General features: G+C 40.1%; 25 protein-coding genes. 17 read left to right on the forward strand and 8 right to left on the reverse strand.

Going from position 1 to position 23,477, the window contains the following annotated elements:
• The first annotated feature begins 1 nt into the window (after window position 1).
• The 3 genes from LOC50_RS03240 to LOC50_RS03250 are packed head-to-tail and all read left to right on the forward strand — an operon-like array spanning window position 2 to window position 1,663.
• The gene (locus tag LOC50_RS03240) at window positions 2–724 is read left to right on the forward strand and encodes a chemotaxis protein CheW (protein WP_069438697.1); all 723 of its coding nucleotides are present in this window, start codon (window positions 2–4) and stop codon (window positions 722–724) included.
• Window positions 725–745: 21 nt separating this feature from the next.
• Complete coding sequence (locus tag LOC50_RS03245; protein ID WP_008112225.1) at window positions 746–1,243, forward strand: chemotaxis protein CheW; 498 nt, start codon at window positions 746–748, stop codon at window positions 1,241–1,243.
• A gap of 18 nt (window positions 1,244–1,261) precedes the next feature.
• Window positions 1,262–1,663, forward strand: coding sequence for a DUF2802 domain-containing protein (locus LOC50_RS03250; RefSeq protein ID WP_036981774.1), 402 nt, complete (start codon window positions 1,262–1,264; stop codon window positions 1,661–1,663).
• A gap of 27 nt (window positions 1,664–1,690) precedes the next feature.
• Here LOC50_RS03250 and LOC50_RS03255 read toward each other — a convergent pair whose 3' ends face one another.
• Both LOC50_RS03255 and fliK read right to left on the reverse strand, forming a co-directional pair.
• On the reverse strand, window positions 1,691–1,999 hold the full coding sequence (locus LOC50_RS03255) for an EscU/YscU/HrcU family type III secretion system export apparatus switch protein (RefSeq protein ID WP_010387940.1): 309 nt from the start codon (window positions 1,997–1,999) through the stop codon (window positions 1,691–1,693).
• A gap of 2 nt (window positions 2,000–2,001) precedes the next feature.
• Window positions 2,002–4,167 carry a flagellar hook-length control protein FliK gene (gene fliK / locus LOC50_RS03260; RefSeq protein WP_250653618.1) on the reverse strand — a complete coding sequence of 722 codons (2,166 nt, stop codon included), beginning with the start codon at window positions 4,165–4,167 and terminating at the stop codon, window positions 2,002–2,004.
• A gap of 113 nt (window positions 4,168–4,280) precedes the next feature.
• Between fliK and ccmA the strand changes: the two genes are divergently transcribed.
• From ccmA to LOC50_RS03310, 10 genes are read left to right on the forward strand one after another with little or no spacing between them, the layout of a single operon-like run.
• Window positions 4,281–4,901, forward strand: coding sequence for a cytochrome c biogenesis heme-transporting ATPase CcmA (ccmA, locus tag LOC50_RS03265; protein ID WP_139129351.1), 621 nt, complete (start codon window positions 4,281–4,283; stop codon window positions 4,899–4,901).
• The gene (ccmB, locus tag LOC50_RS03270) at window positions 4,901–5,587 is read left to right on the forward strand and encodes a heme exporter protein CcmB (protein WP_028833998.1); all 687 of its coding nucleotides are present in this window, start codon (window positions 4,901–4,903) and stop codon (window positions 5,585–5,587) included. The genes ccmA and ccmB overlap by 1 nt, the downstream gene beginning before the upstream one ends.
• A 1-nt stretch (window position 5,588) precedes the next feature.
• Complete coding sequence (locus tag LOC50_RS03275) at window positions 5,589–6,326, forward strand: heme ABC transporter permease (protein ID WP_010387946.1); 738 nt, start codon at window positions 5,589–5,591, stop codon at window positions 6,324–6,326.
• 2 nt (window positions 6,327–6,328) lie between these two features.
• The gene (gene ccmD, locus LOC50_RS03280) at window positions 6,329–6,532 is read left to right on the forward strand and encodes a heme exporter protein CcmD (RefSeq protein WP_008112240.1); all 204 of its coding nucleotides are present in this window, start codon (window positions 6,329–6,331) and stop codon (window positions 6,530–6,532) included.
• On the forward strand, window positions 6,529–7,008 hold the full coding sequence (gene ccmE, locus LOC50_RS03285; protein ID WP_008465420.1) for a cytochrome c maturation protein CcmE: 480 nt from the start codon (window positions 6,529–6,531) through the stop codon (window positions 7,006–7,008). Before ccmD ends, ccmE begins: the two co-directional genes overlap by 4 nt.
• A gap of 1 nt (window position 7,009) precedes the next feature.
• Window positions 7,010–8,971, forward strand: coding sequence for a heme lyase CcmF/NrfE family subunit (locus tag LOC50_RS03290; protein ID WP_250653619.1), 1,962 nt, complete (start codon window positions 7,010–7,012; stop codon window positions 8,969–8,971).
• Window positions 8,968–9,540 (forward strand): DsbE family thiol:disulfide interchange protein, encoded by a 573-nt coding sequence (locus LOC50_RS03295; protein ID WP_069438693.1) that lies wholly within the window; start codon window positions 8,968–8,970, stop codon window positions 9,538–9,540. Before LOC50_RS03290 ends, LOC50_RS03295 begins: the two co-directional genes overlap by 4 nt.
• Window positions 9,537–9,998: a cytochrome c-type biogenesis protein gene (locus tag LOC50_RS03300; RefSeq protein ID WP_250653620.1), complete on the forward strand. Its 462-nt coding sequence runs from the start codon at window positions 9,537–9,539 to the stop codon at window positions 9,996–9,998. The genes LOC50_RS03295 and LOC50_RS03300 overlap by 4 nt, the downstream gene beginning before the upstream one ends.
• On the forward strand, window positions 9,999–11,255 hold the full coding sequence (gene ccmI, locus LOC50_RS03305) for a c-type cytochrome biogenesis protein CcmI (RefSeq protein ID WP_250653621.1): 1,257 nt from the start codon (window positions 9,999–10,001) through the stop codon (window positions 11,253–11,255).
• Between the two features lie 9 nt (window positions 11,256–11,264).
• Window positions 11,265–11,996, forward strand: coding sequence for an MlaA family lipoprotein (locus LOC50_RS03310; protein ID WP_036981790.1), 732 nt, complete (start codon window positions 11,265–11,267; stop codon window positions 11,994–11,996).
• A 56-nt stretch (window positions 11,997–12,052) separates the two neighbouring features.
• Here LOC50_RS03310 and LOC50_RS03315 read toward each other — a convergent pair whose 3' ends face one another.
• Window positions 12,053–13,276 carry an EAL and HDOD domain-containing protein gene (locus LOC50_RS03315; RefSeq protein ID WP_250653622.1) on the reverse strand — a complete coding sequence of 408 codons (1,224 nt, stop codon included), beginning with the start codon at window positions 13,274–13,276 and terminating at the stop codon, window positions 12,053–12,055.
• 345 nt (window positions 13,277–13,621) lie between these two features.
• On the opposite strand from LOC50_RS03315, the gene putP reads away from it, so the two are divergent.
• Window positions 13,622–15,133: a sodium/proline symporter PutP gene (gene putP / locus LOC50_RS03320; RefSeq protein WP_036981794.1), complete on the forward strand. Its 1,512-nt coding sequence runs from the start codon at window positions 13,622–13,624 to the stop codon at window positions 15,131–15,133.
• A gap of 216 nt (window positions 15,134–15,349) precedes the next feature.
• Here putP and LOC50_RS03325 read toward each other — a convergent pair whose 3' ends face one another.
• Entirely contained in the window at window positions 15,350–15,649 is a 300-nt protein-coding gene (locus LOC50_RS03325; RefSeq protein WP_036981796.1) for a YebG family protein, read from the reverse strand.
• Between the two features lie 297 nt (window positions 15,650–15,946).
• Here LOC50_RS03325 and LOC50_RS03330 point away from each other — a divergent pair, with 297 nt between their 5' ends.
• Complete coding sequence (locus LOC50_RS03330) at window positions 15,947–16,240, forward strand: ComEA family DNA-binding protein (protein WP_214551927.1); 294 nt, start codon at window positions 15,947–15,949, stop codon at window positions 16,238–16,240.
• A gap of 12 nt (window positions 16,241–16,252) precedes the next feature.
• Here the strand turns inward: LOC50_RS03330 and LOC50_RS03335 are convergent, their stop codons facing one another.
• The 3 genes from LOC50_RS03335 to nhaB all read right to left on the reverse strand — a co-directional run bounded on the left by LOC50_RS03335 (window position 16,253) and on the right by nhaB (window position 18,757).
• The gene (locus tag LOC50_RS03335) at window positions 16,253–16,555 is read right to left on the reverse strand and encodes a DUF6170 family protein (RefSeq protein ID WP_138626701.1); all 303 of its coding nucleotides are present in this window, start codon (window positions 16,553–16,555) and stop codon (window positions 16,253–16,255) included.
• A 1-nt stretch (window position 16,556) separates the two neighbouring features.
• Window positions 16,557–17,075: a disulfide bond formation protein DsbB gene (gene dsbB, locus LOC50_RS03340; RefSeq protein WP_248473649.1), complete on the reverse strand. Its 519-nt coding sequence runs from the start codon at window positions 17,073–17,075 to the stop codon at window positions 16,557–16,559.
• Between the two features lie 110 nt (window positions 17,076–17,185).
• Window positions 17,186–18,757, reverse strand: coding sequence for a sodium/proton antiporter NhaB (gene nhaB / locus LOC50_RS03345; RefSeq protein WP_250653623.1), 1,572 nt, complete (start codon window positions 18,755–18,757; stop codon window positions 17,186–17,188).
• 301 nt (window positions 18,758–19,058) lie between these two features.
• Here nhaB and fadR point away from each other — a divergent pair, with 301 nt between their 5' ends.
• Window positions 19,059–19,772: a fatty acid metabolism transcriptional regulator FadR gene (gene fadR / locus LOC50_RS03350; protein ID WP_008109093.1), complete on the forward strand. Its 714-nt coding sequence runs from the start codon at window positions 19,059–19,061 to the stop codon at window positions 19,770–19,772.
• 234 nt (window positions 19,773–20,006) lie between these two features.
• Window positions 20,007–20,612, forward strand: a complete 606-nt coding sequence (locus tag LOC50_RS03355) for a peroxiredoxin (protein WP_008109095.1) — start codon at window positions 20,007–20,009, stop codon at window positions 20,610–20,612.
• Window positions 20,613–20,675: 63 nt separating this feature from the next.
• Here the strand turns inward: LOC50_RS03355 and LOC50_RS03360 are convergent, their stop codons facing one another.
• On the reverse strand, window positions 20,676–23,270 hold the full coding sequence (locus LOC50_RS03360) for a TonB-dependent receptor (RefSeq protein ID WP_138626429.1): 2,595 nt from the start codon (window positions 23,268–23,270) through the stop codon (window positions 20,676–20,678).
• Window positions 23,271–23,477: the final 207 nt, after the last annotated feature.

Raw genomic sequence — 23,477 nt, forward strand, 5'->3', positions numbered from 1 at the left:
AATGAGTAAGCAATTATTTGCTAATGAAAAAGTAGTCACTCAGTACTTAGGGGCGTTATTATCTGATGACGAACCAACAAAAGACCTTGAGCCTGTTGCTAAACTGCTTGAGCAGGTAACGTATGAAGAGCAAAAAGAACAACCAGTAATAGTTGAGCCTGTTGTTGAAGTTAAAAAGCTTAATAAGCAAGTATCGAATGTAGAAATTGACACTCTCCAAGAGCAACACGTCGTGCCTGAGCAAGAGGTGGTTGTAGGTGGTGAAGCTGACTACTTTGATGGTGAGTTTCAAGCGCTGTTTTTTGAAGTGGCAGGGCTTACTTTAGCGGTGCCGCTAAAAGCCTTAGGTGGCATTCATGAGCTTAGAGAAGTAAATCATTTATTTGGCAAGCCTAAGTGGTTTAAAGGGGTTATGATCAACCGAGAAGAAAAGCTCAATGTTGTTGATACCGCTCGCTGGGTTATGCCTGAAAAGTACGATGAGCAGTTAGAGGCATCTTTAAATTATCAATACCTCATCACTTTAGGTGATAGCCAATGGGGTTTATTAGCAGAAAAACTAATAAATAACATTACATTGAGTAAAGAAGATGTAAAATGGCGTACAAATAACAGTAAGCGCCCATGGCTTGCTGGAGTAATTAAAGAAAAAATGTGTGCTTTAATAGATGTTAATAATTTAAACGCACTATTAGAGAAAGGCCTAGATAGCCGTCACAAGTAATGACCATTACGAGGTAAGAGCATGAGTGAAGATAAATTACTGTCAGCTAAGAAAAATGCAGATAATAATGATGAGATTTTACAGTGGGTTACTTTCAAGCTAGAAGATGAAACTTATGGCGTAAATGTAATGCAAGTGCAAGAAATACTGCGTTACACCGAGATTGCTCCTGTACCAGGTGCGCCTTCGTATGTGATTGGTATTATTAACTTACGTGGTAATGTTGTTACCGTTATTGATACTCGCTCTCGTTTTGGTTTACCTGATATTGAAGCGACGGATAATTCACGTATTTTAATTATTGAAGCTGAAGAGCAAGTGATTGGCATTTTAGCCGATAGCGTTTCTGAGGTTGTTTACCTACGTAGCTCTGAAATTGACAGTGCGCCAAATGTAGGTACAGAGGAAAGTGCTAAATTTATTCAAGGTGTATGTAACCGCGACAATGAGTTACTTATTCTGGTTGATTTAAATAAACTACTTAGTGATGACGAATGGGATGAGTTAAGCGATATATAAGCTTCTCTACATAAAACTATGTTATTACTTGGTATTGCTATTGCGGGTTTAGTTTTTGGGCTACTCTCGCTGCTTTTAATTGTGATGTTTAAAAAGCGCTATGCGAGTGAGCTTGGCGCGCAATTACAACAGTTTAAAGATTCATCAGAGCAGATTAATATTTTACGTAGCGAAGTGTCAGAGTTGCGAACCGGTTTACTGAGTATTGGTAAGCGTTTGCTTGAGGTAGAACAACAAAACCAAGAGCTGATACAGCAACAAGCAGCTCAAAAATACGATGACCCCGATGCTAAAATATACTCTCGTGCAGTAAAAATGGTTGAGTTAGGTGCTGATTTAGATGAGGTTATTCGCGAATGTGAATTACCCCGCGCCGAGGCTGAACTGTTGTTTTCATTACACAAACAAAAAGGCGCTTAGCGCCTTTTTTGCTTTTATAACACTGCGTTATGCTTTTATATTTAGCTTTCCCTGAAAGTCTTGCCAACCAGGCGGAAACTTTCCTCTAACCACATATGAAAACGCAATGAGCTCAGCAATAACAAAGTACAACTCTTTGGGGATCTCTTCTGCGAGGTCTAGTTTCGATAGTGTATTTGCAAGTGCTTCATCTTGATGGATTAAAATTCCTTTTTCTTTGGCTAGGGCAATAATTTCATCCGCCAGTTCACCAAACCCTTTAGCACTTACAATGGGTGAATGTCCCGCCTCGTAGAGTAGTCCAATTGCTGAATTGCTTTTTGATGACTCAGTCATGACTAAACCTTAATATTAATAATGGCATGGGATTGGTAAAATGCTTGATGGTTGTCATCTGCGCGTTTCAAATTAAGTTCACCCACTTGTAAGCCTTGTTTTGCCAGTTTTGAGCGTAAATTATCAAGATGTGGATGAGCTAAAGCGCTCACCGCTTGGGTTGAGGCTAACAACTGACAATCTAAAGCTTTATCCATGAGCTCTGCGATTATTTGTAGCTTACCCAGCTCGGCATAATCAAAGTTGAGCCTGACAAACCAGACATTTTTATCCGCTAGTTTACCGCTACTGTGCTTTTTATACTGCCCTAAAGTTATTTCTGTTTGCGCCGCTTCAGCAGGTAACTTCATCGGTAATAAAAATTGCACCAAGGTGTTTGTGTCAGGTTGTTGACTAATAGCAGACGTTTGTACTTGGCTTAATGTGTTCTTAATTTGGGTTAATTCACCTGCTAATGCTTGTACTTGTGGTTGCTGTAATTGTTCCAACAATTTATTGGCGCTATTACCCACTTTAAACGTCGGTAATAAAACCTGCATTAAAGCTTCTAAACCCGTTTGATTATTAATACTCACTGCACTTGGATTTTGGTTAATGATAGGCGCGGCTAAAATGCTTAATGAAAGCTGTTCAACACCTCTATTAAACGAGCTCTGTAAAATGTCGCTTTGAAGTTGTGTCGGCTTTATAGTGCTGAGTATTTCGCGCTGTATGGTTGCTGGGTGTAAATTAGTATCTGACAACATGCGATTAAAAGCCTGATTAACTAAACGGTTTAAATCGGTTCCTTGATCAGTCAGTTTGCTTGTAATGGTATTAAGTTGGCTGCTTACTATTTGCTTTGTCGCATCTTTTTGTTCTATTGAGGTACTTGGACTTTGTTTTACAACCGTCGCTAATAAGAGTCTTTCTAAAGGCTGTAAGCTCTGACCTAATGTAGCCGCGTTAGTTGATGGGGATGAAAAAGGAGTCACTAAAGGAGATAAAACGTGTGCTAATAACGGTTGTTGTTGCCACATAGAAACGCTTGATTTTATTTGCTGGGTAAATTGCAATAGGGGCGGCGCTAAATTTGACACGTTTTTTAATTGTGTCATGTCAATTTTTTGCATTGGGGTGAGCCATTTTTGCTGAGCATTGCCTGTAAATTCTGGTTTTTGAGATGAGCTTACCGAGGTCGTAAATGGCTTGCTTTCAAAGTACTTTACCGCATCTAAAATACGCGTTTTAAAATCAGCAAAACTGCTTTTCAACCATGATTGTATCGGACTATTTATCGTGCTGAGCGGATGCTGTTTACTTGGCGAGTGATCAATTAGGCCTTGCGATTGTTGCAAAGAGAGCATCTCATTAAACGGTTTACTAAATGAGTTTTTAAGGCTCACAGTCATATTATGATAAGCGGTTTTGATCAGTAATTTATCTGCTTGGTGAGTAATGTTTACCTTAGTCGGGATGGTAGGTAGTTCACTTAATTGTCGGTGACTTAGGTTAATAGTTAATGAGTCTTTAAAAGAGTTTGGGCTTAATACCGCAAACTTAGGCATAGCATGAAGCTGAGCTGGGCTTAAATTACTGGCAAGCAACTGTGTTAGTTTGGCTTGGTTTATTGGCTGTGAGTGCACTATATCAGTAAAACGGTTAATAATATTAAGTCGTGTACCTTTACTATCCGTTTCAATCATCCCCTTTATTAAAGGCTCATCTGCGAGTAATTGTGCAACGTGTTTATTAATAGCAATACTGGCATTAAATTTTTCAATGACCAACTTTGGTGTAGGTTGTAATACCACCTGAAGTGATAGTGGACTGTTTTGAATATCACTTTGGGTGTTTATAAAATTTAAAAATCGTTGCAACTGAGCCGGTTGTTTAATTGTTAAAGTTGTATTGTTAGGGATGATGGTTAAGCTTTTACCATCTGCACTTAACTGTATGTTAGCGCTTGCTATTTTTTCAACGTTTATGGGTGTCTCAGTTGTACCAAGGCGAATCGTTTGCCAATGCTTATTCATAAACACATCAAGCGTGACTGAATCTTTAGAAAACTGAATATTTTTTGCCGTCAGCACTTCAGGTGGCAGTGTTGCTAACGCAGCCTTACCAGAATCAGTTGTTTGATTACTAACCTGTGGGTTAGGCAATGTGATGTACGTTGGTGTATTCATTATTTTATATCAAGTTTTCTGTATTTTAAGTAAATCGATTCTAAAGCAATATTCGTATTACCCTATCATTATGGTAGACTTACCGCTAATTTTTGGCAGAGAGAATCGTCATCTTGTTACACATTAAGTCCGTTACTTGTATCAAGCAAGAGCGTTGTTTGTTTGATGAACTTAATTTTAGCCTTAAAAGCGGTCAAATCATGCAGTTAGCTGGTCCTAATGGGGCTGGTAAAACATCATTATTGCGCATTATTGCTGGTTTTTCGCTGCCGGATGAAGGTGATATTTTATACCTAAATCAATCTATCAAAAAATATTATGACGAATATGCCAGAGACTTATTATTTATAGGCCATAAAACCGGTGTAAACGTACAACTTACCGCGCTTGAAAATGTAGCACATTGGTTGGCTATTAATGGTTATGTTGATACTCCTGACTTATACCCTTTATTAAGTAAATTAGGTTTAGTAGGGCTGGAAGATGTGCCTGTAAGAACGTTATCTGCGGGTCAACAGCGGCGAGTGGCTCTCGTTCGATTATGGTTATCTGAGGCCAAGTTATGGGTTTTAGATGAACCTTTCACGGCGCTAGATAAAAGCGGGGTTGCCTTTTTACAGCAACGTTTTACTGAGCACTTATCAAAGGGGGGCGCTATTTTGTTAACAACACACCAAGATTTAACCACTCACTTTAGTGACTTACAAACGTTGACTTTGGAGTACCGCCACTAATGACACGACAGCACTCATATTGGCAGTTATTTGTCGCGGTATTTAGCAAAGACGTTAAGCTCGCTTTTCGTCAGCGCGCTGAAATAGTAAATCCTATCTTGTTTTTTTTAATTGTTATCTCACTGTTTCCATTAGCCATAGGGCCTGAGCCAGGCTTGCTATCAAGAATGGCCCCGGGCATTATTTGGGTTGCGGCTTTATTATCGACCATGCTTGGCCTTGATAAACTGTTTAGAGATGATTACCACGATGGCTCTTTGGAGCAGCTCATTGCTTCGTCATACCCCTTATCATTAACGGTGCTGGGCAAAGTAGCCGCACACTGGGTGATCACCGGCCTCCCGTTAGTGCTAATGACCCCTTTATTTGCTTTACTACTAAATTTAGAAACGACTGCCTTAGTGGCAACGTTATTAACGCTATTATTGGGCACGCCTTTATTGAGCTTCATTGGCGCAATAGGGGCGGGTTTGACTGTGGGATTACAAAAAGGCGGCATTTTAATGAGTCTGCTCGTTTTGCCTTTGTATATTCCGGTTTTAATTTTTGCAACTTCCGCTATTGATACCAGCACTATGTCGCTGGATTACAGTGGTCAGCTTGCAATCCTTGGTGCGATGTTAGTCGTTGCGACTATCAGTGCGCCAATTGCCATATCATCAGCATTAAAAGTGAGTGTAAGTTAATATGTGGAAGTGGTTACATCCGTATGCGAAAGCAGAGCGAGCATATCAATTATGCAATACTCTACTGCCATATTTTGCAGTAGTAACAGTTATTAGTATGGTTGTTGGTTGGGTCTGGGGATTAGGTTTTGCTCCTGCCGATTACCAACAAAAAGACAGTTACCGTATTATTTTTATTCACGTGCCCTCCGCTATTTTATCTATGGGCGCTTATTCATCAATGGCGATTGCAGCCATTGTTGCGCTTGTATGGCAATTACGCAATGCAGAGCTTGCGGTGATTGCAATAGCACCCGTAGGTGCCTGCATGACCGCAATAGCCTTAATCACCGGTGCTGCGTGGGGTAAACCTATGTGGGGTGCTTGGTGGGTATGGGATGCACGACTGACCTCTGAACTCATTTTGTTATTTTTATATCTAGGGGTGTTGTCTTTGTACCATGCCTTTGAAGATAAAAAATCAGCCGGTCGCGCCGCGTCTATTTTAGCTATTGTTGGGGTTATTAACTTGCCTATCATTCATTTTTCGGTGGAATGGTGGAATACCCTGCATCAAGGGGCAAGCATCACTAAGTTTAACCGCGACGCGGTAGATCCAAGTATGTTTTGGCCGTTAATGATTAATATTTTAGCCTTTGCCGCGTTTGTTGGTACTGTGACTTTAATTCGTCTTAAAAATGAAATTTTACACCGTGAAAAGCACCGCCCATGGGTGCGACAGTTGTTAACTAAGGGGTAATTATGCAGTTTGACTCGTTTTCAGATTTTATTGCAATGGGAGGCTATGGCTTTTATGTATGGCTTTCTTTTGGTACATGCGCATTAATTTTATTAGGCATTTTATTTAGCTCGTTACGCGACAAAAAACAAATTTTAGCGTCGGTAGAGCAGCAAATTGCGCGTGAAACTCGAATTAAAAATTCTAAGCAGGAGCAAACCTCGTGAACCCTAGACGTAAAAAACGCCTTTTGGTTATTATTGCCGTACTCTTTGGTATTGGTGGATCAATTGGTTTAGTGTTGTACGCCTTACAAGAAAACATTAATTTGTTTTACACCCCCAGTGAATTAATTGATGGTAAAGGCCCGAATAAAGAAAAGCCTCATATAGGACAAAAGCTCCGCATTGGCGGTATGGTTGTCCCTGGTACAGTGCAAAGAAATGAGCAAAGCTTACAGGTAAGCTTTAAGTTGATTGATACTGGCCCATTGGTCACTGTGCGTTATCAAGGAATTTTGCCTGATCTATTTCGTGAAGGGCAAGGGATTGTTGCGCAAGGTGTGTTAGTAGAGCCTAACGTGATTGAAGCATTTGAAGTGTTGGCCAAGCATGATGAAGAATATATGCCAGCTGAGGTTGCCGAGGCAGTAAAAGGAATTAAGCATGAGAAACCAAAATACAATTTAGATAGCGGGAGCTAATATGATCCCAGAACTTGGTTATTTTTCCCTAACATTGGCCATGGTACTCAGTGTGCTGTTGTGTATTTTCCCACTTTGGGGTGCACACACAGGAAACCTTCGTTTGATGCGCGCTGCGCCATCACTTGCTATTGGTCAGTTTGCATTTGTTGCTTTGTCTTTTGCTGCGCTTATTTATGCCAGCTTAACCGATGATTTTACCGTATCTTATGTAGCGTATCACTCAAGTAGCACCTTGCCTTGGTATTATAAAATAACCTCAACATGGGGTGGCCATGAAGGCGCTATTTTACTGTGGTTATTAATGCAGGCCGGTTGGACCGCCGTTGTTGCTTTGCGTTCAAAGTCACTGCCTTGGGTACTTCGTGCTCGCGTATTAGGTGTGCTTGGCTTTTTAGGTGTCGGATTTATGATGTACACCTTGCTACTTTCAAGTCCGTTTGAACGTTTACTGCCCTATTTCCCTGTTGAGGGACGCGATTTAAATCCATTATTACAAGACCCAGGGATGATCATTCACCCTCCATTACTTTATATGGGGTATGTCGGTCTTTCTGTTGCTTTTGCCTTTGCTATTGCCGCGTTGTTAACCGGCAAGCTTGATAACACCTGGGCAAAATGGTCACGCCCATGGACAATGACGGCATGGGGCTTTTTAACCTTAGGTATCACTATAGGTAGTTGGTGGGCCTATTCAGAGCTAGGCTGGGGCGGCTGGTGGTTCTGGGATCCTGTTGAAAATGCATCACTCATGCCATGGTTAGTTGCAACCGCGTTACTGCACTCTTTAAGTGTGACTGAAAAACGTGGCGTATTTAAATCATGGACAGTGTTACTGGCTATTGCGGCATTCTCATTAAGTTTACTAGGCACCTTTATCGTTCGCTCAGGAATTATTGTTTCGGTGCATGCCTTTGCAACAGACCCTGATCGTGGCTTATTTATCCTTGGCTTTTTGGCCGTAGTTGTTGGCGGCGGTTTAGCGTTATATGGCTTGCGTGTCTCACAAGTTAAAAGTGAAGGGCGTTATAAATTTGTATCGCGTGAAGTGGCACTTTGGTTAAACAATATTTTCTTAGTGGTTGCTACATTAATTGTACTGTTAGGTACATTATTACCTATGGTTCACAAGGAAATGGGGCTAGGCAGTATTTCAATTGGCGAACCTTTCTTTAATAAAATGTTTGCTATTTTACTGGTGCCATTTGCTATTTTAATGGGCATTGGACCTTTCCTGCGTTGGAAGCAAAATAAGTGGGCCTTTTTACAAAATAAAATATTTGTAGGCGCATTAGTCAGTATTATCATTACCTGTGCGTGGTTATTTAGTAGCTATGAGGTAGTGACTCCATTAACACTTTTAGCAACCACGCTAGGTGTATGGATATTTATTGCCACTTTTATTGATTTATATACCAAAGCAGCGGTTCATGGCTCGGTTAAACTCGGTATAAAGCGTTTAGGTTTAAGCTATTGGGCAATGGTGCTGGGGCATGTTGGTTTAGCCTTTGTTATAGCGGGCATTACACTCACCTCGGCGTATTCAGTTGAGCGTGATGTATCGATGAAGCAAGGCGATATCGTGCAGCTTAACCAGTATCAATACCGCTTTGACGGTGTGAAGACGATTCGTGGTGCAAACTACAGTGGTCATGCTGGTGTCGTGACGGTATTAAAAGGGAATGACACTGTAACGCGTTTATATGCAGAAAAGCGTCGTTACGATATTGGTATGCAATTTATGACCGAAGCCGCTATTGATGCCGGATTCACTCGTGATTTATATCTTGCGCTTGGTGAGCAACTAAGTGAAGGGGCATGGTCATTACGCATTTACCATAAGCCGTTTGTACGTTGGATGTGGATTGGCGGTATTCTGATCTCACTCGCTGGTTTTGTGATTTTATTCGATAAGCGCTATCGCGCCTTACCGCGAAAAGATGAAATAGAGGGGGCAGTATGAACCGTAAACTTATCGCAATTGCTCCTTTATTAATTTTTATCTTTATTTGTGTGTTTTTATACCAAGGGTTGTTTGCCAACCCGCGGGAAATACAAACAGGGCGAATTGGTCAAACGGTGCCTGCGTTTAATTTACCTGATTTAATGCAAGACGATAAACGTTGGACTGATGAGCAGCTAAAGGGTGACGTGTATTTACTAAACGTATGGGGCACATGGTGTCCAACGTGTTTAGCTGAGCTTGGTTATTTAACTAAGCTACGTGAGCAAGGGGTTAAAATTATCGGCTTGTATTATGTACAAAGTTACGACGCCGATTTTGATGGCCCGTTTGATATGCAAGCACTGCGTGACGATGTGAGTAATATGCTTTCACGTGCGGGCGACCCTTACCAATTTAATATTTTAGATTTAGAACGTTCATTGTCTTTAGATTTAGGGGTGTCCGGTGCACCAGAGACATTTTTAGTAGATAAAAATGGCACTATTTTGTTACACCACACCGGTGATATAAACCCTCGAGTTTGGCGCGCTAAGTTTGCGCCTCTTATGCAGGAGCTGCAGCCATGAGATTGTTTTTATTAACCCTAAGCTTATTTATTAGTTTAGCTGCGTTTGCTCAGCAAGACCGTTATCAATTTGATAGCAACGAACAAGCGGTTCGTTTTGAAGAGCTAACAAAAGAATTACGTTGCCCTAAATGTCAAAACCAGAATATTGCTGACTCTGATGCCGTTGTCGCAAAAGACTTGCGCGAGCGAGTGCTGGCGTTGGTAAAAGATGGTAAAAGCAAAGATGAAGTCATTGACTATATGATTGACCGCTATGGCTACTTTGTTCATTACGATCCACCGGTAACGCCGGCTACGTTAATACTGTGGGTACTTCCGGTATTCATTGTAATAATTGGGTTTGGCTTTATTGTGATTCGCCAACGTAAAGCGTCGGTAAAACAAACCTGGAGTGACGCTGATGAAGTGATGCTCAATAAGCTGATTAAACAAAATAAACATCAGGAGCAAAGTTAAATGATTTTAATGTGGGCGTCTTTTGCTTTACTCACACTTATTGCATTGCTGTTTATTATTGTGCCTTTTTTAAAAAAAGAGCGCGTAGTAACCATCACCCATAACGCCAATGCACAGCTTATCAGCATTTATGAACAGCGTTTAGTTGAATTACAGGCAGATTTAGATAATCAACGTATAGACTCGCAAAATCACAGCGAAGCTATTATTGAATTAAAACGCCGTTTACTTAATGAATTATCGCCGGAGAAGTCACTAAATAGCCGTGGTGACAATCGTATATTTGCTTTAACAGGCGCGGCGTTTTTAATTGCATTAGCAGGTATTTTCTATGCAATGACAGGCAGCCAGCAACAAATTGCAGCTTGGCATGATGCAATGGATAACTTGGCCGATTATGGTCAGCGCGCCGTAATGCAAAAGGGCGAGCCATTAACTAAAAATGAGTTACAAGCGTTTGCCCTAGCACTGCGTACTAAATTAAGTCAAAGCGGTGATGATGAAGTGGCTTGGATGTTGTTAGGACGTGTTGCTTTAATGCTAAATGAATTTGATATGGCGAAACAGTCATTCGATAAAACATTAAAAATAAACCCTGATAATATGCAAGCGCTTGTTAGCTACTCTCAGGTGCTATTACTTGAGGGCAGTGAAGAGAACATGACTCGTGCAGCGGGTATGCTTTCTAAAGTACTGCAAGCTCAACCAAATAACCTTGATGCGATTTCGTTACTTGCACTGATTGCCTTTGAGAGAAAAGACTGGCTACAGGCAAAGGCAGCGTTTGAGGTGCTACTTGCAAGTATGGATGAGTCTGATACGCGCTACGCTATGATCAACCAACGTATTAGCGAAATCGATCTACAAATTGCTCAGCAAAACGTGGTAACCAGTGGCGAGCAGTTAGCGGCTCAAAGTATTCAAGTTACCGTTAATATCGATAGCCAACTTGCAGACAAACAGCCCAATAACGGTATTTTGTTTGTGTTTGCTAAAGCGGCTAAGGGATCACCGATGCCTTTAGCTGTGGTCAAACTAACAGACTATAGCTTTCCAATTACGGTTGAGCTGAGCGATGCTAATGCCATGATGGCAGGGCTAAATTTATCCAGTGCTAATGAAATTGTTATTTCTGCGCGTATTTCTAATGATGATTCAGTGATGCCAAGTACTGGTGAGCTTGAAGGCCACTCTGAAGTACTGAACCGTAAAGATGTGCGACAAGTGCAACTGAACATTGATACATCAATACCTTAAGGATTTGAGATGTTAAAACAAGGCTTACTTTTATTATGTTTACTCACTTTATCGGGCTGTGTTCAAGTACCCGAGAGTAAATATGATGAGCGCGATCCCTTACAAAGCGTAAATAGACCTATTTATGACTTTAATATGGACGTACTCGACACCTATATTTTAAGGCCAGCAGCTGTGGGTTACATCACTGTTACACCACAGCCTGTTCGGCGCAGTATTGTACATTTTACCGATAATATTACCGCACCCGTTGATATTATAAATGCCGGCCTGCAAGGAAAACCAAGTAGTGCCGGAATTAATTTTGCGCGTTTTTTAGTGAATTCAACGGTGGGTGTGTTTGGTATTTTTGATGTAGCCAGCTCACTTGGGCTTGAGGTAAACGATGAAGACTTTGGTCAAACATTAGGTGTTTGGGGGGTAGGTGATGGTGCCTATTTAATGATCCCAGCAATGGGGCCATCTACCGCACGTAACCTAACCGGTGATGTTGTTGATAACCTTGTACTGCCTGAAATAGCACTGACTACACCACAAACTATTTTAGTGTTTGCACTAAAAGCAGTTGAAGCACGTGCGTCATTAATGGCTCAGGAAGGTTTATTGAATGATTCGTTAGACCCCTACTTGTTTATTAAAGACATTTACTTTCAGCGTCAATTATACGAGCTATTTGATGGTAATCCGCCAATAAAAGAAGAGCCTGAAGATTTTGATGAAGATTTCTTAGAAAGCCTTTAATTAAAACAAAAACGCCAGCAAATGCTGGCGTTTTTTCTTAATTAGTAATAATTTATTTAGCTATCAATCATCACCTGCATTTGCTCACTAACCCAGCTGAGAGCTTCGTGATATGCATCAGGCACTTCATCACCTAAGTTTAGTTGCTGAGCTTTGTCGTTTGCAGCTTGCCAATCACCATGCTCATACAGAGTGACCAAGTTTAAGTATTCAGCAAGTAGTCCTTCATTTTTTAACAGCGCTGTTTTTATCTCATTAGACAGAGGCAATTTAAGCATTATGCTGTCCATTTCTTCATCTAATATCGCATCCATAAGCGACATCATGCCGGTTAAGAACGCCATACCTGTATCTTTAAGTTTGTTATGTGAAATAGCTAACAACTCACAAAAACGTGCCCGTGTTAGCGACAGTCTAATAAGCTCTAATGGCTTATCTGCAGATACTTGTGCTGCAAATAGCAAAGATAGTAGTTTTTTGATTTCATTGGCACCTAAGACAATCAGTGCTTGTTTAATAGTATCTATTTCAAAGCGGCGGGTAAATGCTGCTGAGTTTGAATAGCGCAAGAGCTTGTAAGATAAGTTAACATCACGCTCAAATACATCGGTGATCTTCTTAAGATCCATTTCTACACTGGATGTTTCATAGAGTAGTTCAGCCAGTGCCATGCCAGATGGCGGTAAGGTTTTACTTTGCACCATCTCGGGTTTTGAAAAGAAAAAGCCTTGAAAGTACTCAAAGCCGAGCTCAAAAGCTTGGTTGTAAAGCTCGTAAGTTTCAACTTTTTCTGCAAGTAATTTGATATGTGGGTAAGGTTTTAAGTCCTTAATGATCGTTTTAACGGTTTCCATATCGCACGTTAAAAAGTCAACTTTAATGATATCAATAAACGGATAAAAGTGACGCCATACCGGTTGATGGGCATAGTCATCTAGGGCGAGTGTGTACCCTTTCTCTTTTAGGTCTTTAACTATTGCTAGCAGACGTTTTCCTGGCTGAACGGTCTCTAGTATTTCAATCACAACTCCGTTTTTGTCTAACAGCGTGGGGTAGCCTTTTAATAAGGTGTCTAAAGTAAAGTTAATATAAGCGGGTTTATTATCGGTGAAATCTTCAAGACCAAAATTAAACTGGCTGCCCTCAATCAGTCGAGACGTTGCTTCGTCGCCGTCAATGTTCGGAAATACGTTATCTACTCCATCACGAAATAAAAGCTCGTAGCCAATTAGTTCCTTATTGCGATCTAAAATAGGTTGGCGAGCAGCGTAAAAATACATACAAGATTCCGAAACAGTAGAAATTGATTAACATTGTAATAATATATTGGAAAACATTCAAAATAGCATCGGTAAAATGAATTATTATTAATAAAATATCATGGCTTAGGTGATTTTTATTAATCTAAACTCATTGTTTTTAATTCTATTTGTTTTAAAAGCGAGCGAATAGATGGTTTTTTATCTACTTAAATTAGCGGGTTGGAGTTATTAGCAATTACCGTGTTATAGTTGGCTAGAAAGCTTTTATTCCAATACTGTCTTAATTATAAAATCTCAAGAGTCATTATTTGGATTACAAGCCTGTTATTACTTTTTTAAGTGGAGGCGAATTTGGAAACAGGAATGATTATTTCACTGGCATTGTACTTTATTGTAATGCTAGGAATAGGGCTATACGCATATAAGCAATCTACCAGTGATATTTCAGGGTATATGCTTGGTGGTCGTAATTTAGCCCCCAGTGTTGCGGCCTTATCAGCGGGTGCATCAGACATGAGTGGTTGGTTATTAATGGGCCTACCTGGTGCAATGTATTTATTTGGGTTGAGTAAAGTTTGGATTGCAATTGGTTTAGTATTAGGTGCATGGGCAAACTATTTTCTGGTCGCCCCAAGGCTGCGTGTTTATACTGAAAAAGCCAATGACTCCATTACTATTCCTGATTACTTTGCAAACCGTTTTGATGACAACAAAAATATACTACGTGTTATCTCTGCAATAGTAATTATTGTTTTCTTTACCTTATACACTTCATCGGGTGTTGTTGCCGGTGGTAAGTTATTTGAAAACTCATTTCAAATGAGCTACGAAATGGGCTTATACATCACCACAGGTGTGGTAGTGGTTTATACCTTATTTGGTGGTTTTTTAGCGGTTAGCCTTACAGACTTTGTGCAAGGCTGTATCATGTTTATTTCGTTGTTAGCAGTGCCAATTGCCACTTATATGATGCTTGACCAACCATTTATGGATACCTTAGCAAATGCAAATTATCAGCAGTTACTAAGCTCGCCTAAAGCAAGCGAAATTCATTCTTTAAGTATGCTTGACTGGTTTGCAGGTGGTTCTACCATTGCTATTATTTCTGCAATGGCATGGGGTTTAGGTTACTTTGGTCAGCCTCATATTATTGTTCGTTTCATGTCTGTTCGTTCAGTAAAAGAAATGCCAACCATGCGTCGTATTGGTATGTCTTGGATGACCTTATCTGCCATTGGTGCAGTATTTACCGGTTTATTCGGTGCTGCATACATGATTGAAAATCAAATGCCAATTGCCGATAAAGAAACAATTTTCTTAGTATTGGCTGAATTAATTTTCCACCCGTTAATTGCAGGTTTCCTACTGGCTGCTATTTTAGCTGCGATTATGAGTACGATTTCATCGCAATTATTGGTGTGTTCAAGTTCGTTAACTGAAGACTTCTACAAGATTTACTTAAACCGTGATGCCTCTCAAACTGAGCTGGTATTAGTAGGGCGTATTAGCGTAATACTGGTTGCGTTATTTGCTATTTACCTAGCGTATGACCGTAATAGTTCAATACTTGATCTAGTTAGCAACGCGTGGGCTGGTTTTGGTGCTGCATTTGGTCCTCTTGTCTTATTTAGTCTTTACTGGAAACGTATGAACTTAAAAGGGGCTATTAGCGGTATGGTTATTGGTGCTTTAACAGTGCTTGTATGGATTTATGCGCCTATTACCATTAATGGTGAGAGCTTAAGCAGTGTAATTTATGAAATCGTCCCAGGCTTCATTTTAGCGAGTATTGCTATTGTGGTAGGAAGCCTCGTAACAGCTGAACCGAAAAAAGAAATTACTGATCTGTTTGATGAAGTTGAATCGTCATTGTAAGTGATTAGCTAACGTAAAGTTTTGGTTTAAAAAAAATGCCAACCAGTTTAACTGGTTGGCATTTTTTTATTGACTGACTTGTAACAATAGCAAATTGTGATGTCTTACTCGCTTCTCGTTATTATTACTTAAAGACATAAAAAAACTGAATACGAATCACGAATTCAGTTTCATAAATTAGTAGTGCGGCTTATAAGCTGCATACTATTTTTTAGATTAGCTCGCTGCTTTATCTTTTATATCAGCAACGTTATCTGACTTTGCTTTTTTAGCTTTTGCAGGTACTTCTTTAGCCCCCTTAAGTACCGCCATAAAGTCGTCTTTACTTTTCGCAATCTCAAGTGCAAGCGACTCAACTTGTTGTTCACTTAGTGGCACATCTACTTTTTCAAGCATGAGTTCTAGTGACTCGGCAATATCGAGCATTTTGTCATAGGCATCAGCTTCTTTTTTAGTAGTAAACGTCATGCGCTCGACTCCGTTTCGTTCTACAACATATTTAACAACAACAGCCATGATTTCTCCTGCTTACTTACGTGGCAATATGATTATTTTAAATCATTAGATTACTGTTTTTATATACAGTACAAGCTTGCGCGTGGTTTTGCAAGCTTTAGCCTTAGTTTATCTGCAGCTTGGTTGACAATAAAGAGTAACTCTACTTTATTTATTAAGTCACTTTATAACGCGTTGCAGTAAAGGAGTCGCAAGGAGTGATTGTTACCGTTAGTACTTAGTAACCACAACGTTATCTAAAAGTGCTGGGTGTAAGTAATCAATGAATGTTCATGTAGGAACGCAAAAGGAAATAGTATGAAATTAATTAAAATAATCTCGTTAGCAGCTGCTTTATGTTTATTACCTATGGGTACCACCTTTGCGCAAAGCGATATGCTATCAGAGCAGATGCAATCAGCCATGGTTAATATTAATACTGCTGATTTAAAACAGTTAATCAAGTTACCAGGTGTCGGTAAGAAAAAGGCACAGGCAATTATCGATTATAGAGAAGCTAATGGTGATTTCGCATCACTTGAAGATCTAGCTAAAGTAAAAGGGGTGGGTAAAAAAATGCTAGCCAAACTTAATGGAAAGGTGGCGTTTTAACTTAAAAGGGCGCTATGCGCCCTGATCAAACTGTTTTAAGGCAGCACCAAGGTGCTTTTTAGCAAAATTAACATCTACGGGGGCGGTTAGTAGCGGGTAGCTTAAACCAGCCACAATTAAAAAGGGCACTAGTAGCCATCCTTCAAAAAGGGTAAATATTAAAAAAAATGGGCTTAGTAGCATAAGCTTCACAATACGCATTAACACTCTGTCACTAGGAGAGAGCATACTTAACGAGATCGCTATAACAGTTTGTCGTTGACGAACTTTTAAGTGTTTAAGCTCATCAACTTGGCTTGAAAAAAAAGTAAACATATTAAAGTGACTTTTTAGTAATTAATCGACTGGCCACTAATATAAACAGTGTGGCGGTAAAGAGTACAAAAATAATTTCCATCCATGCTGGCATACTTAAGCTAGCAAATTGCCAATCTATGTTTCCGCAATCACCGGTTGCCTCAAAAAATTGCGGTATCCAATGATGTAATGGCATAAACTCTGGAAAATTCGGCTCAAACTCACAGCTAAATGCAAAGGGGTCAGTGGTTGTTTGCATTTCAATGTGTTCACGAGCTATTAGTAACCCCCATACACTTGAAATCCCCCATGTTGTATAGGCAACAATACGGACTACGAGGTTGTTTGGTTTACTGGCGCCAATAATACCTGCAAAAAGTAAACCTAATACCGCGGTGCGTTGGTAAATACACATAATACATGGCGCTAACCCCATATTGTATTGAAAAAAGAGCGCGATGACTTCAAGCAGAAAAACAATCCCACTGAATAATAACCAAGGTGTACGTTGAGTACTTAGATTAGCAAGCCAGTTCATAACAAATCCGCATTTAAATAAGGGCTTAGATTATGACGTAGGATAAACAGCGGAGCAAGTAAAAGGGAGGAGCTATGAAATTTCCTAGCTCCTCAAAGTCGGGGAAGCTCTTAATGCCCAGAATTCGCTACAGGGATGTGGTGTTGTATTATCCCCCAGTCATAAAACAAACTGGTTATTTCACTCAAGCCAAAATAAGTCGCGCTTAACCCAACAAAGGTAAGCACAAAAGTGTAAGGTAAAGCCATATACACCATTCGACCGTAAGATAGGCGTAACACGGGAGCTAGTGTTGATGTCAGTAAGAATAAGAAAGCAGCTTGACCATTAGGGGTGGCCACGCTGGGTAAGTTTGTGCCGGTGTTTATCGCCACTGCAAGTAAATCAAATTGGTCTCGAGTTATTTGACCTGCTTTTAGAGCTGCAGCAACTTCATTTATATATACAGTGCCGACAAATACATTATCACTGACCATTGAAAGCAATCCGTTAGCGATAAAAAACATCACCAATTGTAAGTGCCCTTCAAATGTTAGTACCCAAGTAATCACAGGAGTAAAGAGTTGTTGATCGATGATTACTGCAACCACACTAAAAAATACACAAAGCAGTGCCGTGAAGGGGAGGGCTTCTTCAAAGGCTTTACCGAGTTGGTGCTCTTCTATTATGCCGGCCGACGACGTGGCTAAAATAATGACCGATAAACCAATTAAGCCCACGGTTGCTAAATGTAACGCTAAGCCAGTAATTAACCAGATAGCGATAAGTGCTTGAATTGTGAGGTTAACTCTATCGCGTTTGGTGCGTTTTTTATCAAGTGTTTGTGCATGGTTTTTTAAAATAGCATGGATTGTTTCTGGCAGTTTTGCCCCATAGCCAAAGGTTTTTGTTTTTTCTAATAAAAAGGTCGTTAATAAGCCCGCAAAAAGCACGGGTAAAGAAACGGGCAGCATTCTTAAAAAGAACTCACCAAATAGCCAACTTGCTCGCTCTGCAATAATTAAGTTTTGTGGTTCACCAACCATAGTACACACGCCGCCAAGTGCGGTCCCAATCGAGGCATGCATGAGTAAATTACGTAAAAAAGCACGAAACTCTTCAAGCTCTTGACGGTTTACCTCTTTTACTTGGTTATCATCGTTAATATCGTGCTCACTGATAAAATCTTTTCCTGAAGCCACCTTGTGATAAATACTATAAAAGCCCATGGCCACCGCAATAACAACCGCCATTACAGTCAGGGCATCCAAAAAAGCTGATAAAAACGCAGCAGCTATTGCAAAGGCAAGCGATAAAACGGTCTTACTTCTTACTGAAACCACTAACTTGGTAAAAATATACAGCAGCAGATCTTTCATGAAATAAATACCGGCAACCATAAAAATAAGTAATAAAAGCACATCTAGGTTTTGTGCTATTTCATGTTCAACTTGCATGGTTGATGTCATACCAATTAATAGTGCCTCAATGGCAAGTAGACCACCAGGTTGCAGTGGGTAACACTTGAGCGCCATGGCCAGTGTAAAAATAAACTCAATAACCAGTACCCAGCCAGACAAATAAGGGTTTAATTGAAACAGCAGCGGGTTAATTATTAAAAATGTAATAATGGTGTATTTATACCATTGAGGTGCTTTACCTAAAAAATTTATAAATATTGCAGATGGGACACTCTGTTGCATGATTTTTCCCTAGGAAGGCGTTTAATAGTCTGGTTAATGTCATTAACTTAGTCCAGCTTATAGAGGGTGTAAACAACTAAATAATAATAGTCAAAGTGTCTGGTATGAATAATAGGTTGGCATTCATATTGTGTTTAAAACCTATCGGTAAAACTAGCGAATCATACAAGTAAAGTTGCCTTTTTAATAACATACCTAGGTAATTTAACTTACTTTACTTGTTAGTTGTGGCTTGTCTGGTACAATCAGTCAGTTAATCGTATGTAGCGATGTGATGTGAATTAATTCGAGTAGGAATTGAATGAGAATTTTTAAAGCGAAAAGCCCAGCAGGATTTGCTGAAGAATATATAGTAGAGTCAATCTGGAATGGTGATTTCCCTCCAGGTTCAATTCTGCCTGCTGAGCGTGAACTCTCAGAGTTAATTGGTGTTACTAGAACCACATTACGTGAAGTATTACAACGATTAGCCAGAGACGGTTGGTTAACAATACAACATGGTAAACCTACTCGCGTTAATAATTTTTGGGAAACCTCAGGATTAAATATCCTTGAAACACTGGCACGTTTAGATGAAGATAAAATGCCAGAGCTAACCGATCAGTTACTTTCAGCACGTACTAATATCAGCGCAATTTATACCCGTGCAGCTATAAAACTTGCACCAGAGCGTGTTATCGAAATTTTATCACAAAGCGATGAATTAGAAGACAGCGCGCAAGCGTTTGCAGATTATGATTATAAAGTTCATCATGAATTAGCTGTTGCCGGTAACAATCGCATTTATGTGCTCATCCTTAATGGCTTTAAAGGTTTTTATTCTAAGATTGGTTGTCATTACTTTTCAGATCCTCGCACTCGCGAGCTTGCACGCCAGTTTTATAAAGACTTAACAAAGCTTGCTGAGAATAAAGAGCATGATGGTGCAATATTCATGATGCGTAAATATGGTCATCAAACCGGTGAAATATGGCAACATATTCGCGGTGATATGCCTAGCGATATTATGGATTAGTAAAAAAACCTGCTTTAAGCAGGTTTTTTATGATTAAAAATCAGTCCATTTATCAAGCGTTCGCTATTTTAGAACGATGCTATCTATAAATACGATTGTTAATTTATTTTTGATACCCATAGAATAACGTTTAATTAAATATGGTTGCTATTGTAATTTTAAAATTAGTGCCCATATTAGTAATCAGTATTGCGTAAGCAATTGACAATAAACTCAAAATATTTGGAGAATAAAATGGGTGTATTAGTAGGCCGCCAGGCACCAGACTTTACCGCTGCAGCTGTTCTAGGTAACGGTGAGATTGTAGATAGCTATAACCTTCACGAAAAAATCAAAGGTAAAAAAGCAGTAATCTTTTTCTACCCACTAGATTTCACTTTTGTATGTCCTTCTGAGCTTATTGCTTTTGATAAGCGTTATGCAGAATTCCAAAAACGTGGTGTAGAAGTAATTGGTGTTTCAATCGATTCACAGTTCTCACACAACGCATGGCGTAACACGGCTGTAGCAGACGGCGGTATTGGTAAAGTTCAATACGCACTAGTTGCAGACGTTAAACACGAAATCTGTAAAGCATACGACGTTGAGCACCCAGAAGCCGGCGTTGCATTTCGTGGTTCTTTCTTAATCGACGAAGAAGGTAACGTACGTCACCAAGTAGTGAACGATTTACCACTGGGTCGTAACATCGACGAAATGATCCGTATGGTTGATGCACTAGCATTCCACAGCGAGCACGGCGAAGTATGTCCTGCTGGTTGGACTGAAGGTAAAAAAGGAATGGACGCAAGCCCTGAAGGCGTAGCTAAATTCTTATCTGAAAACGAAGGCGAGCTATAATTTAGCTCTTTAGTTTAAGATAAAAAAACCGCCATATTGGCGGTTTTTTTTATTGCTTTTTAATTAAAACGAAAAGCTCACTTTAGTGTAAATATAACGACCTCGAGGGTTATGTACACCCGATGCGTAACCATACAGATCTGAATCACCGTCACCAATTGCAAACGGTGGCTCTTCATCAAATAAGTTGTTCACACCTAGCGATACTTTAGCTGACTCAGTAATACGGTATGATGTTTGTAAATCTACCAGTACTTGTGAATCAACAGTACGCGATGTATTACTATCGAAGTCTAAGTTACCATCGAAGTCAATATCTGGCGTATCTTCAAACTCACCCACATAACTAATGTTCATGTTTGTGTTGAACTGACCAATTTCCCAGTTAGTTGAGAAAATCCAGCGGTGCTCTGGGTAACCATATTCACCGGTATAATCGCGGCCGTCTTTTTCAAATTTATCTTGATAAGCCCATTCTAAATTGAATTTTAGTAAGCCTAAATCATCCAGTGAGTGATTGTAGTTTGCTGAAATATCAACGCCCGAAACTTCTTGTGATGACACGTTTTCAAAAGTACTAAAAATCTTTTGAATAGTTCCTAGGCTGTCTGTACCTGATGGTGGTAAGCGAACACATACGGTACTATTTTGGTTATTACACTCTGAGTTGTAAATTGGACCAAACTCTTGCTCATCAATTTTATTGTCTTGGGTGATACTCCATACATCTACACTCAAACCAAAGTCAGTTGTAGGTGCCCAAATAAAGCCGACGTTCCAAGATTCAGACTCTTCAGCCTCTAAGTCAGGGTTACCGGCAAATTCAATGTTGTAATCTAGTGCATCACAATCTTTACCCGTTGCGTCACAACGGTAATTATCGATAAAGAACTGGCTCTCTTGAGATGGCCCTAAACCTACTTGTGCAAGTGACGGAGCTCTAAAGCCTTGCGCCCAAGAACCACGCACTGTGATTTCATCTGTAGGTGCCCAGCGTAAAGCAACTTTAGGGTTGGTTGTGGTACCAAAGTCACTGTAATCATCGTAACGACCAGCAAGTTGTAGCTCTAAGTTCTCAGCAAGTGGAATTGAAAACTCTACATAGGCAGCGTATTGGTCACGCTCTGCTGCAGCTGACACAGACTCGGTACCAAAGATTAATCCTCGTTGGAATTGATCATCTGGCGTATCCGTTACGTCCTCTTCGCGGTATTCAATACCGGCCGCCATCATGACAACATCATCACCAAAGCTAAATGCTTCACCTGAAATGTTAGCATCGAACGACGTCATATGAGACTCGCCTTGACGAACCAAGCTCGTAGTAATTCTATCAATTACAGCCGGATCGTTGTAAGTGCCGCCGAATGGGTTGTAGTTACCAGCGTCAATTTCTTGCTGTAAGAAGTCGGTACGTACCCAACCTTGTGAGCGATTGCCTGTTTGTAACGACTTACTACGTCCTTTTTGTACCGCTGTTTCCCAGCTCCAATCGTTTATTTCACCTTTTAAACCGGCAACAAAACGTAATGTGTCTGATTCGATATCCCATTGACGCGCACCCGCATCTACGGTTCTGTAACGACCTATTTCAATATCTTGGCCGAATGGGTTATTAGGGTGACTACCTGGTACTGTTAAACCCGCATCTTCATCAAGTGGCGTTGGGGCACCTGCTGCAATTGAGCTGTTATGCTGAACGGCCATTTCTAAGAAGCCCGTTATGCCATTATCAAAGCGGTATTCAAATTGTGAAATAGCACCTACACGTTCTGATGCCGGTGCAATATAGCCAAATGGACCATAGTCAAATAAACAACTGCCACTTGATGTTGCATTTTCTGCAGGACACGCAGGGTCAATTGTTTTAACGCCATCAACATAAAAGTAGCCTGGGAAGCCACGTGATGAACGAAAATCTTCACCGCCATATGGAGATTGATTAGCAGTACCTAAACGCCCCATTTCATCTGATGATAAAGAGGTGTTTTTAAAGTAATCAATAATAACGGATGCGCTACTTTTTGCACTAGTAGTACCCCAAACAATACTGGCTGTAGTTTCTTCATAGTTAGGGCCATCTGTGCCGCCGTAACCTAAGTTTACTTCAATACCGTCAATATCTTTTTTCAAGATAACGTTTACAACACCCGCTACAGCATCAGAGCCATAGATTGCTGAGGCGCCATCTTTTAAAATATCAATACGTTCGATTGCTGAAACAGGAATACTGTTGATATCAACGAATGAGTTGGTGATCCCTTCAGCAAATGCGCTGATTGCAACACGACGACCATTAATAAGTACCAAGGTAGCATCGGCGCCTAAGCCACGAAGGCTGACGGCAGCTGAGCCATTTGCGGTTGAGTCTTGGTTATTACCACGGGTTGAAAAGGTACCATTACCTGCAACAGGCATTCTTTCAAGAAGCTGTTGTAGGTTGTCATAACCCATGTTTTCGATGTCTTCTTTATTAATAGATTGTACTGGAGACGGGCCTTCGATGTCCGAACGCTTGATACGAGAGCCTGTTACTTGAATACGTTCTACTTTTTCTGCAGTTTGCTGTGCAGCATAAGTCGTTGTGCTAAAACCTGCTGACAATGCGATAGTAGCACCGATGATTAAGCTTGGTGTAAATGCAATTGATTGCTTCATCCTTAAGTCCTTGTTGATATGTTATAATTTACTTGTTTTACAAGTCTAATTATTAATACCATGTAACTTAAATGTTATCAATTGGCCGCAAAGATGATTTTGTTATCTGCACTAATATGTACTGATTATTCTCAATAAAGGTAAACGATAGGATGCTCGCTATTTGGCGCTGTAACGTGATTTAGTTATTATTGATAAACAAAACGC

The organism is Pseudoalteromonas sp. SCSIO 43095 (genome assembly GCF_023650455.1).
GTDB classification, from domain to species: domain Bacteria; phylum Pseudomonadota; class Gammaproteobacteria; order Enterobacterales; family Alteromonadaceae; genus Pseudoalteromonas; species Pseudoalteromonas tetraodonis.